The 12,571-nt window shown below is 28.3% G+C and carries 11 protein-coding genes and 1 riboswitch; of the genes, 5 read left to right on the plus strand and 6 right to left on the minus strand.

Annotation, left to right across the window (positions count from 1 at the left end; genetic code table 11):
• Positions 1 to 10 precede the first annotated feature (10 nt).
• Positions 11 to 1,321 carry a leucine-rich repeat domain-containing protein gene (locus ACO409_RS01080; protein WP_485554026.1) on the minus strand — a complete coding sequence of 437 codons (1,311 nt, stop codon included), beginning with the start codon at positions 1,319 to 1,321 and terminating at the stop codon, positions 11 to 13.
• Between the two features lie 163 nt (positions 1,322 to 1,484).
• Positions 1,485 to 1,618, plus strand: a riboswitch (FMN riboswitch).
• 267 nt (positions 1,619 to 1,885) lie between these two features.
• Between ACO409_RS01080 and ribH the strand changes: the two genes are divergently transcribed.
• The 5 genes from ribH to ACO409_RS01105 all read left to right on the plus strand — a co-directional run bounded on the left by ribH (position 1,886) and on the right by ACO409_RS01105 (position 6,782).
• On the plus strand, positions 1,886 to 2,350 hold the full coding sequence (ribH, locus tag ACO409_RS01085; RefSeq protein WP_018450352.1) for a 6,7-dimethyl-8-ribityllumazine synthase: 465 nt from the start codon (positions 1,886 to 1,888) through the stop codon (positions 2,348 to 2,350).
• A 58-nt stretch (positions 2,351 to 2,408) separates the two neighbouring features.
• On the plus strand, positions 2,409 to 3,524 hold the full coding sequence (gene ribD / locus ACO409_RS01090; protein ID WP_485554028.1) for a bifunctional diaminohydroxyphosphoribosylaminopyrimidine deaminase/5-amino-6-(5-phosphoribosylamino)uracil reductase RibD: 1,116 nt from the start codon (positions 2,409 to 2,411) through the stop codon (positions 3,522 to 3,524).
• 33 nt (positions 3,525 to 3,557) lie between these two features.
• Complete coding sequence (locus ACO409_RS01095; protein ID WP_485554030.1) at positions 3,558 to 4,235, plus strand: riboflavin synthase; 678 nt, start codon at positions 3,558 to 3,560, stop codon at positions 4,233 to 4,235.
• A gap of 41 nt (positions 4,236 to 4,276) precedes the next feature.
• Positions 4,277 to 5,497, plus strand: a complete 1,221-nt coding sequence (locus ACO409_RS01100) for a bifunctional 3,4-dihydroxy-2-butanone-4-phosphate synthase/GTP cyclohydrolase II (protein ID WP_485554032.1) — start codon at positions 4,277 to 4,279, stop codon at positions 5,495 to 5,497.
• A 196-nt stretch (positions 5,498 to 5,693) separates the two neighbouring features.
• Positions 5,694 to 6,782: a glycerol dehydrogenase gene (locus tag ACO409_RS01105; protein ID WP_485554034.1), complete on the plus strand. Its 1,089-nt coding sequence runs from the start codon at positions 5,694 to 5,696 to the stop codon at positions 6,780 to 6,782.
• A 275-nt stretch (positions 6,783 to 7,057) separates the two neighbouring features.
• Here the strand turns inward: ACO409_RS01105 and ACO409_RS01110 are convergent, their stop codons facing one another.
• The 5 genes from ACO409_RS01110 to ACO409_RS01130 all read right to left on the minus strand — a co-directional run bounded on the left by ACO409_RS01110 (position 7,058) and on the right by ACO409_RS01130 (position 12,491).
• A complete protein-coding gene (locus tag ACO409_RS01110; protein WP_485554036.1) occupies positions 7,058 to 7,858 on the minus strand; it encodes a viral A-type inclusion protein in 801 nt (266 codons plus the stop codon).
• Between the two features lie 344 nt (positions 7,859 to 8,202).
• Complete coding sequence (locus ACO409_RS01115) at positions 8,203 to 8,943, minus strand: amino acid ABC transporter ATP-binding protein (protein ID WP_485554037.1); 741 nt, start codon at positions 8,941 to 8,943, stop codon at positions 8,203 to 8,205.
• On the minus strand, positions 8,943 to 10,508 hold the full coding sequence (locus ACO409_RS01120; protein ID WP_485554039.1) for an ABC transporter substrate-binding protein/permease: 1,566 nt from the start codon (positions 10,506 to 10,508) through the stop codon (positions 8,943 to 8,945). Before ACO409_RS01120 ends, ACO409_RS01115 begins: the two co-directional genes overlap by 1 nt.
• A 6-nt stretch (positions 10,509 to 10,514) precedes the next feature.
• Positions 10,515 to 11,513, minus strand: a complete 999-nt coding sequence (locus tag ACO409_RS01125) for an aspartate-semialdehyde dehydrogenase (protein WP_485554041.1) — start codon at positions 11,511 to 11,513, stop codon at positions 10,515 to 10,517.
• A gap of 120 nt (positions 11,514 to 11,633) precedes the next feature.
• On the minus strand, positions 11,634 to 12,491 hold the full coding sequence (locus ACO409_RS01130; protein WP_485554043.1) for an NlpC/P60 family protein: 858 nt from the start codon (positions 12,489 to 12,491) through the stop codon (positions 11,634 to 11,636).
• Between the last annotated feature and the right edge of the window lie 80 nt (positions 12,492 to 12,571).

Consider the following 12,571-nt stretch of genomic DNA (forward strand, 5'->3'; position numbering starts at 1 on the left):
ATCAGCTATTTTATCTTAACTGACTCTTATGTATATACCCTTTCATATAATATCCTCCATCTTTATTATAAAAATACACATATTTCCAGTCTTCTTCATTTGAAATTTCCTCAACTTCAGCATTATTTGCTAATTTATGAATTATTGAGCTATCTGAGTCATTACTTTCTCTTACATTAACAGCATTTTCCTTTGAAGCTGTTATAAAAATTTTATCAGTTCTCTTAGGTAATGTTACTCCAAAATCCCTAAATTCTTCCCTCCACATTTTTCCACTCTTCATATCTGTGATTGCATAATTTGTTGCTCCACCTGCTGCAACTACTGATAAAAACAAATTGTTTCCATCAATGCTTTCTAATTGAGAATCTAAATTTACTGCATCTTTTGCAATTACTTGATTATTTTTTGTAAAAATAGTTTCACTATTTGACTGTCCTGCATAGGCAAAAGGATAAGTTAGAGTGTATATTGAGTAAACATTATTTGTAAAAAATGATGCTCCTTCTACTTTGTCATCTGCTTCTTCCGATTTTTTATTATATTCATCGACTATTTTGTAAACTTCCTTTGGCAATTTATTTAATGTAATTTCTTTTTCAGAAACTTTATTTATAATTTTTACAGTTTCAAAGCCATTTATCTTGTTTTCAAATTCTGAAAAATTTGGATATTTTGCTTTGTTTTCACGTTTTTTAGAAAGTTCTGGATATCTTTGTTCAATGAATATTGTTTTGGGTATCATAAAATTATGATAATTTTCATAAACATAATCCACTATTTCCTCTGGAACTTCCCGTAATTCCAACCTTTTTAATTTTTTCAAACTAGAAATTTCATCAACTCCATTTTTCAAAGGATTAAAACTAATATCCAGATGTTCCAATTTTGTCAATTTGCCAATTCCTCTAATATCGCTTATTTTATTATTATGAAGCCACAATTCCTTTAAATTTGGTAAATTTAACAGCGGTTTTATATCTTTTATCTGATTAAAGTTTATTTTTAAAATTTCTAAATTTTTTAGATTTTCCAATGGTTTTGCATCCTTTATTTGATTCCATCTTAAATCCAGCTCTTTTACATTTTTATAATTCGCTATACAGTTTATCTCCTCCAATCCTAAATTTTTTAATACAATTTTTTCTGTATTAATATTAAATTTACTTAATTCTTTACAACTTTTATACTCTGAAGATTTTATTTCTGCCATTTCTTGATTTTTTTCTGACTTTTTGTAAAATTTAATAAATTCTTCTCCATTGCTATTGCCACATGAAATAAACAACAGTAAAATTAACGTGCCTAATATTCTTTTCATTTTTTTACCTCCTTTTTTTAATTTTTATTTAATCAACATAATGATACCCTACATTTTTTACTTTGTCAATATTAAAATAAATTTTAAAAAAAAATATTTATTTTTTTGGAAAAAACACTTGTAATTAGATTTAAAAAGTGATATTATAAACTAAAGTGAAAGTTTAAAGCTTCAGGGCAGGGCGAGATTCCCGACCGGTGGTAAAGTCCACGAGTTATTTTTATTTATTTTTAAAAATGACATGAACTGGTGCAATTCCAGTACCGATAGTTATAGTCTAGATGGTAGAAGTGAAAAATTAATTTAAGTAGTTTTATTATATATAGTTTCAATATTTACATAGAATATAAAATTATAATAATTATAAATTAAGAATTGCCTACCTTTAATTATAGAAGCCCTGAATCAAGTATTCGAGGCTTTTTTTTATACCAATAGACTTATTCAAAAAAACTATCTAAAAAAATTTTATACTAATTAATTTTACAACTTACTTGAAAAAATAACAAATAGCTATTGAATATGTCTAACTAAAAAACATAAATTGAAAGGATGATTGTAAGAATGAGAACTTTTGAAGGAAAATTTAATGGAGAAAATATAAAAATAGCAATTGTGGCTGGGAGATTTAACGAATTTATTACTTCAAAGCTAGTTGGAGGTGCTTTAGACGTTTTAAAAAGAAATGATGTTTCTGAAGAAAATATCGACATTGCCTGGGTTCCAGGAGCATTTGAAATACCTTTAATTACAAAAAAATTGGCAAACACAGGAAAATATGATGCAATAATTGCTCTAGGAGCTGTAATTAAAGGGTCTACTCCACATTTTGACTATGTCTGTGCTGAAGTTTCAAAAGGGGTTGCACAAATTTCATTACAAACTGACCTGCCTGTGATTTTTGGTGTTTTAACTACAAATAATATTGAAGAAGCTATAGAAAGAGCAGGAACAAAAGCTGGAAACAAAGGAGCAGATGCAGCATTTTCTGCAATTGAAATGATTAATTTAATAAAAGAAATTGGATAAAAAAATAAAATTATAAAATTGACTAATAATCATTATGGATTAGTAAAAGGAAAATAAAATGGCAAAAAATATTGATGAAAAATATATGCAAATGGCGATTGAACTAGCAAAAAAAGGAACTGGAGCGGTAAATCCTAATCCGATGGTTGGAGCGGTTGTCGTTCAAGATAGAAAAGTTATTGGAACTGGCTATCATAAATATTTTGGAGGGCCTCACGCTGAAGTTTACGCTTTGGAAGAAGCCTCTCAAAATTCAAAAGATTTATCGAATGCAACGATTTATGTCACATTGGAGCCATGTTCGCATTACGGGAAAACACCGCCTTGTGCTGAAAAAATCGTGAAAATGGGGCTAAAAAGATGTGTTATTGGCTCATCTGACCCAAATCCGAAAGTAGCTGGGAAAGGTGTGCAAATATTAAAAAATGCTGGAATTGAAGTTTGTGAAAATGTTTTAAAAAGTGAATGCGATAAAATTAATCAAGTATTTTTTAAATATATTATGACAAAAATTCCGTATTTGTTTTTAAAATGTGCGATAACTTTGGATGGAAAAATTGCAACGAAGACAGGAAATTCTAAATGGATTACAAATGAGATTGCTCGTGAAAAAGTTCAATTTTATAGAAACAAATTTATGGGGATAATGGTTGGAATAAACACAGTTATGTTTGACAATCCAAGTCTTACTGCAAGAATTGAAAACGGTATAAATCCATATAGAATCATTATTGACCCACATTTTAAAACTGAAAAAAATTACAATATTATTAAAGAAAACAGTGATGAAAAGACAATAATTGTCACATCAAAAAGTAATGAAAATTCTGAAAAGCAGCTGGATTTTTCTGAAAATGGCAAAGTTAAATTTATATTTTTAAATGGTACAAAATTTAGCTTTAAAGAAATTCTTTATAAAATTGGAGAAATTGGAATTGACTCAGTTTTACTGGAAGGTGGACAATTGCTTATTTCACAGGCATTTGAAGAAAATGTAATTGATGCTGGAGAAATTTTTATTGCCAATAAAATTTTGGGCGATGAAAAAGGGAAGTCTTTTATTGCAGGATTTGATAAGAAAGATATGAATGAAGCTGTAATTTTGAAAAATGTGAAATATAATATTTATGGCGAAAATATTGGAATGGAATTTTTGCAAAAAAATTATAATTAATTTAAATAAAAAATTTAAAATCAGGAGAAAATTATGTTTACTGGTTTAGTTGAAGAAACTGGAAAAATTATTAATCTTGCAAAAAAAAATGCAAGTATTGAAATTACGATAAGAGGAAAAAAGGTTGTAGAAAAGGCACAAATTGGGGATAGTATCGCTGTAAACGGAGTCTGCTTGACTGTTACAAAATTAAAGGGAAATGACTTTACAGCAGATGTGATGTTTGAAACTATTGAGAGAAGTGGCTTAAAACGGGCTAAAGCAGGGGATATTGTCAATCTTGAAAAGTCGCTTACACTTGCAACTTTTTTGGGTGGACATCTTGTTATGGGAGATGTTGACTGCGAGGCTAAAATTTTGTCGATTACGGATAAGGGAATTGCGAAAATTTATGAGTTTCAGCTGGATGAAAATCATAGAAATAATATGAAATATATCGTTGAAAAAGGTCGTGTAACTATTGATGGAGCAAGTCTTACAGTAATTGGTGTCAATGATAGGGATGGGATTTTCTCGGTTTCACTTATTCCGCACACGATTGAAAATATTACGGTTGGAATGAAGAAAACTGGGGATTTTGTAAATATTGAAACAGATTTATTTGGAAAATATGTGGAAAAAATATTAAAATTTGATAATTTTGATAATTTAAAAAATAAAGAAAAAAAATCAAAATTGACAATGGAATTTTTACAAAAAAATGGATTTTAATAAAAAAAGAAAAAAAGAAAGAAAAGAAAGAAGTGATTTAAATGGCAGAAAATAAAGTAAAATTTGATACTGTCGAAGCTGCGATTGAAGATTTGAAAAAAGGTATTCCAGTTGTGGTTGTTGACGATGAAGATAGGGAAAATGAAGGGGATTTGATAATTCCCGCTGATACAGTAACTTATGAAACACTAAACTTTATAATTAATAAAGCACGTGGACTTATGTGTGTGCCAATGTCTAAAAAAAGAGCTGAGGAACTTGAATTGAATCCAATGGTTCAGCATAATACTGACTATTTTGGAACTGCCTTTACTATTTCAGTTGATTCATTAGAAGGTACGACTACTGGAATTTCCACAGGGGATAGACTAAATACTATAAAAGATCTGGCAAATCCATCTAAAACTGCAAAGGATTTTAGAAAACCTGGACATTTATTTCCGTTAATTGCACGTGAAGGCGGCGTTCTTGAAAGAAAAGGACATACTGAAGCGGCTGTTGATCTGGCAAGACTTTCAGGATTTTCTGAAGTGGCTGTAATTATGGAAATTTTAAAGGAAAATGGAGAAATGGCTCGTCGAAATGACTTGTTTGAATTTTGTCAAAAACATAATTTAAAATTAATTACGATTGATGATCTGATTGTTTATATAAAAAAAAACGAAAAATTAGTTAAAAATGAAGTAACTGTCAATATCCCAACACAATTTGGAAAATTTACTTTTGTAGGTTACAGTGATAAAATCGAACATAAAGAATATATTGCAATTATGAAAGGTGAAATAAAAAATAAAGAAAATATTGTAGCAAGACTTCACTCTGAATGTCTGACAGGCGATGTCTTTGGCTCAAAACGATGTGATTGTCAAGAGCAGCTTCACAGAGCTTTACATGAATTGGAAGAAAGTGGCGAAGGACTTATAATATATCTTCGTCAAGAAGGACGTGGAATTGGAATTTTAAATAAATTGAAAGCATATAAATTACAGGACGAAGGCTATGATACTGTGGAAGCCAATCATAAACTGGGATTTTCTGATGATTTGAGAGATTACGCTGTGGCTGCACAGATTATAAAAGATTTAGGGATAAAATCTATTATTTTAAAAACTAATAATCCAAAAAAAATCGAAGGATTGGAAAAATATGGTGTTAAAATTGCTGGACGTAAGGAAATTGAAATTGCTGCCAATGAAATTGATAAAAATTATTTAAGAGTAAAAAAAGAAAAGATGGGACATTTATTAAAACAGGATTTCTAAAAATTTTAAATTTATATTATTCAAAAAGAAAATTTAACTTTAGAATCAATTTAATAAAATTCAAAAATCAGGAAATTATCTAAAATATTAAATCTGAATAATTTTCTGATTTTTTATTTTAAATTACTATTGACTTTATTAAAAAATATGTTATAACAGTATTAATAAATAATAAATTTTCAGGAGATGATTTTTTATGGTAAAAATTATTAATTCCCCATCAAAATATATCCAAGGAAGAAATGAAATTGCTAATTTAGCATCTTATTACACATTACGTGGTAATACTGGTGCCTATCTTCTAGTGGATAAATTTATTTTTAATAATTTTAAAGACAAAATTATTGAAAGTTTTGAAAAAGCAAATATCAATTATCATATTGAAATTTTTAGTGGAGAATGTTCAAAAGTCGAAATTAACCGAAATATTGATATTTTAAAAGAAAAAAAATGTGATGCAGTATTTGGAATTGGAGGAGGAAAAACTCTTGATGCAGCAAAAGCAATATCATATTACAAAAATATTCCCGTATTTGTTGTACCTACAATTGCCTCAACTGATGCACCATGCAGTGCCTTATCAGTAATTTATACTCCAAGTGGAGAATTTGAAGAATACTTATTCTTAAAGACAAATCCTGATATGGTAATAATGGATACAGATGTAATCGTAAATGCACCTGTAAGACTTCTTGTAGCTGGAATTGGAGATGCACTTGCCACTTATTATGAAGCTAAAGCCTGTGTCGATTCAAATGCTACTTCAATTGCTGGTGGAGGTATTACAAAAGCTGCTATTGCAATTGCTGAATTGTGTAAAAATACGTTATTTGAAGATGGATTAAAAGCTAAAATTTCAGTAGAGAATAAAGTAGTTACAAAAGCTCTAGAAAACATAATTGAAGCAAATACTTATTTAAGTGGAATTGGATTTGAAAGTGGAGGACTTGCTGCAGCTCATGCTATTCACAATGGCCTTACAATTTTAGAAGAAGGACATCATATGTATCATGGAGAAAAAGTTGCATTTGGAACAATTGCACAGCTAGTTTTAGAAAATAGATGTCTATGTGAAATTAAAAAAGTTATAGAATTTTGTAAAAATATTGGTCTTCCTACAACATTAAATGATCTAGGAATGAAAAATGTTTCAAAAGAACAATTATACGAAGTAGCAAAAGCAAGCACAGCTGAAGGTGAAACAATTCATAATATGCCATTTAAAGTTACTGCTGATGATGTTTTTGCAGCAATATTAGTAGCAGATGAACTTGGTAAAAATTAATTTTCGTAAATTTTTTATTAAAGGAAACTAATATTAATTGATACTATTTCCTGTTTAAAAAGCGAATATTTATTTCAATTATTTAAAAAAATATTAAGTTTAATTTACTAAAAAGATTTATAATGTATCCGTTGTTTAAATGGGGTTTAGTATTAGCAGTTTAATTTTTAACAATTTTAAATATAAAAGCAAAAAAAAATTTAATAAAATAAAAAAACTTGGAATTTATAAATTTATTAATTTCCAAGTTTTTATATAATTTAATTAATTAACTTTTATTCAGCTTCTGTATATTCTTTTGCAGCTTCATCAACTTTATAATCTTTTACAATTTTGTCTATTAAGTTATTTCTTTCTTCAACTGCTCTATTATTTAGCAAACTATTGGCAATTTGTTGATAAGCACTATTTGTAGTTACGTTTCCAAGTTTTGCTTTTTCTTTTTCATAAATTTCAGTAATTTCTTCTTGAGTAACTTTTACATTTTTTCTAACTTCTAAATCCAAATAATAGTTAATGTATACATTATCTTTTATAATTTCTAAATCTTTTTTATTTTTTTCTTGATCTTCAAATTTTTCATCAGCCATTTTTTTAGAAATCACTTTACCAACAAGTAAAGTCTTTAATACTTCAGCATCTCCTTTTGAAAATAGAACTTCTTTTTTAGTAACTTCTACTTTATCTTCCATTCCTTCTACTAATTTGTTCAATTCTTCTGCTTCCAATGTAGCAACTTGTTGATTTAATAAATCTCTTTGGATTATTTCTCTAGCTTGAGAGAAAGGAATATTTTGAGCATCAAAATTTGATTTATTATCTGTATATAATTTTGTAACATCATTTTCGTTTACAGAAATTTTATCTTCAATAAGTTTTGCAATGAAAAATTTATGTTTTTCGTTTGTAAATAAATATTCAAACTCTTCTTTTTCTTCATCAGAAAATTTGTATTCTTTTGCTACTTTTAAAATAGCTTTACTAGTCAAAACTCTTTTTATCCCTTCGTTATCCAATCCTTCTCTTTCTTCATCAGTTAAAGTCAACTTAATGTCTTCAGCTTTTTTCTTTGCCATTTTTTCTCCTTTAATTTTAATAAATTTACTTTGTAATATTTTACAGCTCTTAAAATACAAGAAATTTTAACAAAACTTATATTTTAAGTTTTTTATTAAATATTTAATAAATGGAATACTGTATTCCTTTCTAATTCTGATACTAAATATCTTAACTAGATTATTTTGAAAAATCAGAAATATTACTTTTTTGTTATTTTACTTAAAAATAAATTTTTTTTTGCTAAATAATTCAATAGAAAATTTCTAATTTCTCATAGGTATTTTACACTATTTTTTAAAAAATTTCAAGAAATATTTTTATTTTAATTTGATTTTAATTAGAAATTATAAATAATAATAATTTATTTACTTAGCATTCTACTTAAAAATTCCTTAGTTCTTTCATGTTTTGGATTTCCAAAAATATTTTCAGGCTTGTCATCTTCTACAATCACACCTTGATCCATAAACACAACTCTGCTTGAAACATCATGTGCAAAATCCATTTCATGCGTTACAACGATCATCGTAAGACCACTTTTGGCTAAGTCTTTCATTACTTTCAGAACTTCTCCCACCATTTCAGGATCTAATGCACTTGTCGGCTCATCAAATAATAAAACTTCAGGCTGCATTGCTAATGCTCTTGCTATTGCCACTCTTTGTTTTTGTCCACCTGAAATTTGATTTGGCTTTGCATGAATAAAACGTTCCATTCCTACTTTTGCTAAAAATTCCTTTGCAATTTTTTCAGCTTCTTCGCGAGATTTTTTTAAAACTTTTATTTGTCCAATTACACAGTTTTCTAAAACACTTAAATTATTAAATAAATTAAATTGCTGAAATACCATTCCTACTTTTTCACGCAATGTTACAAGAGATATATCTCCTGCCATAGCATCTTTTCCGTGAATTAACACTTGTCCACTTGTAGGCTTTTCAAGCAGATTTATACATCGTAAAAGAGTTGATTTTCCACTTCCAGATGAACCAATTATACTTACAACTTCTTTTTCATGAACATCAAAATTTATATCTTTTAATACTGTTCGTTTCCCAAAATCTTTTCTAATATTTTTTATTTCAATAACTTTTTTCCCCATTATTTCTCCTCTCCATAAGCATCATCCAAAATTTCAAAATCTTGAGGTCCGTCAATTCTTTTTTCAACTTGTTTTAAAATTAATGATAACGTAAATGTCAAGAAGAAATAAATTACACTTGTAATAATAAATACTTCATAATAACGTGAATAAGTTCCTGCAACAGAATTTGAAATAAAGAACAATTCTGTAACACTTATTACATTTAATACAGATGTATCTTTTATGTTTACAATAAGTTCATTTCCTATCATCGGTAAAATATTTCTAAACATTTGTGGAAAAATAATGCTTTTCATTAATTGAAAATTTGTCATTCCAATTGCTTTTGCTGCTTCAAACTGCCCATCATCAATCGAATCAATTCCACCACGAATAATTTCACTCATATATGCTCCCGTATTTATTGACACAATAAATAAAGCTGCTAACAGCGGAGATAAATTTAAATGAAATACTTGAGAAAGTCCATAATAAATTACCATTGACTGCACTATCATCGGAGTTCCTCTAAATATCGCAATATAAATAGAAAAAATTGAGTTTAGAACTTTTAATCCGCTTTTTTTGTATTTTTGAGTTTGTCCATCAATTTCTGCTTCTGAATATCTAAATAATGCAACTACTAATCCAATGAAAAATCCTACAATTGTACCAGTAACTGAAATAAACAATGTTACAACTGTACCTTTTAGAAATGTCTTCCAGTTATTTTGAATAAAAAATGTAACCCATCCAAAAAATGAACGAGATGTTTCATTTGGTTGATTTTGTATAGCTTTTTCCATAATCTGCTGACGTACTTTAGGAGTTAGATTTTCATTTAAAATTTTGTTAATCTTTTCTTCCATTTCAGTATTTCCAAGCTTCATTCCAACTGCGACATTTACTTCTTCTGTATCATATTTAAACCCATTTTTTTTATTAAATGAAATAAATTTTAAATTGGGATTTGAAAATTTAGCTGCCATTGCTCCTGGTCTTTCAGATATATATCCATCTATTTTCCCAGAATTTAATGCTACTATCATAGCTGGAAAACTTTCCATTGCTGTTTGCTTTTGTACACCTTTCATCTGATTAATAACATCATAATGAAGTGTATTTAGCTGCCCTGTAATTCTGGCTCCCGCAAAGTCATTAATTGATTTAGCATTTGCATATTTTCCATTCTTTTTAACGACTACTACCAAATCTGATTCATAATATGGCTTTGAAAATGTTAAACTTTGACGTCTTTCAGGTGTTGCAGACATTCCTGCTATAACCAAGTCAACTTTTCCAGAAGTTAAAGCAGGACCAAGCAATGCATCCCATTTTGTTTTTACAATTACAAGGTTTTTATTTAGTTTTTTAGCAATAACTTTGGCTATTTCGACATCATATCCACCGCAATAACCCCCATCTACTTTTACTGCACCATTTTTACTATCATTTTGAAACCAGTTGAAAGGAGCATATCCACACTCCATTCCAACCTTTATATCATCACTATAACCTGCTACGAAAGTTGCAATAAAAACTAGTAATACTAATATTTTATTTTTTATTGTACTAAATTTCATATTTTATTATAATGCTCCTTCTTTTATTAAAGTTTCGGCGATTTGAATAGTATTTGTAGCTGCACCTTTTCTAATGTTATCTGCTACAACCCATAAATTTAGAGCATTATCTGCTGAAAAATCTTTTCTTATTCTTCCAACATAAACTTCATCAGTACCTTGTGCATTTATAGGCATTGGATATACATTATTTTTTCCATCATCTTGTACAACAACTCCTTCTTTTTCTTCAAATGCACGAATTACATCTTTTAATTCAAAAGGTTTTTCCAATTCTACGTTTACAGATACTGCATGCCCATATCTACTTGGAACTCTTGCACAAGTTGCAGTTACTTTCAAGTCTGGTAAATTTAAGATTTTTCTAGTTTCATTAATCATTTTTTCTTCTTCTTTTGTATATCCATTATCTAAGAAAACATCAATATGAGGCAACACATTAAATGCAATTTGGTGTGGATATCCTTTTGATGGTTCTCCTTTTAAATTAGCTTCCAAATCATTAAGCCCTTTTTGTCCAGAACCTGCAACAGCTTGATAAGTAGAATAAATTACTCTTTTTAATCCGTATTTTTCTTGCAATACTTTTAATATTGGCATTACTTGAATTGTAGAGCAATTTGGATTTGCGATAATTCCAGGATGGTTTTTTAATGCTTCTGGATTAGCTTCAGGAACTACCAACGGAATATTTTTATCCATTCTCCAAGCACTACTGTTATCTACAACAACTGCTCCTTTAGCTTTGAATTTTGGAGCATATTCAAGCGATACTCCTCCTCCAGCTGAAAATAAAGCTATATCAATGTCATTTGCTATAGTTTCGTCCTTTAATTCCATAACAGTATATTCTGTCCCATTAAATTCAATCTTTTTACCTGCCGAATTAGGCGAAGCATAAAGATATAATTTTTCTACTGGAAAATTTCTTTCCTTTAATACTTTTAAAAACATTCTTCCAACAAGTCCTGTAGCTCCAACAATTGCTACTTTGTAATTTTTCATTATTTGTCCTCCTAAAATTTTGATTAAGGTTTTATCCTTTAATATTCAATTCTAAATGTTATGGGTATATTATACTCTAAAATTTTTAAAATTACAAGTTTTGAAGTTTTTTATTTTTTACTAAACCATTCTAACTCTTACGCCATATTTAAAATACTTATTCCAGTAAGTATTTTCCAATGTAGAAATTACAACTCCTTTAGATGAAGACGCATTAATAAAAAGGGAATCTCCCAAATAAACTGCTGTATGATTATTTGTATCTTCTGGTTTAAAAAATACAATATCTCCTGGCTTTAAATTCTCTTTGGAAATATGAGCACCTAATTTAATTTGTTGTATTGTTTGCCTTGGAAGTTCATATCCGTATACTTCCCTATAAACTCTACGAGTTAATGCTGAACAGTCCATTCCATCTGCCGAATCTCCTCCAAGCGAATATTTTGTACCTTTCCAGTGACTATATGATTTTAACAGATCATTTTGTAATTTTACCATCTTTTTTTGACTAGCTGTTCCATGTTTTAATATTTCTTGCTGCTTTCTCTTCAATTCTGACAGTTTTTGCAGTACTAATTGAGAATTTGGCATTGAACGGTCGACTAAGCTGTCTTCATCAAATAACTTTGTAATTTTAATATCATCTAAATTTTCATTTGTCTGACTTTTTTCATCTATTTTTACTATATCAGATTTATTTTTATTTCTGTTGCTATAATGATCTCTATGATTATTATGACCATGTTTTCTTTCTATTTTATTATCATTAATTTGAGAATTTTCTATATTTTCCTTATTATCTACATTATCTCCAGTTACATCAATAACAATTTCACCACTTTTTTCATCATCCTTACTATTAGATGAAAAATCATTATTACTTTCAGTTTTAGAACTATTTTTACTATTTGTCTGTAATCCTGTACACCCTACTGTAAGCAGCAGACATGCCATTGTTAAAGTTGATTTTTTTGCCATCTTTATTTCCTCTCCTATAAAATATTTTTTCTAGTTATAAAATTCTATAAAATATAATTAATAATTCTTTATTTTTTATC

The organism is Leptotrichia sp., assembly GCF_057270615.1.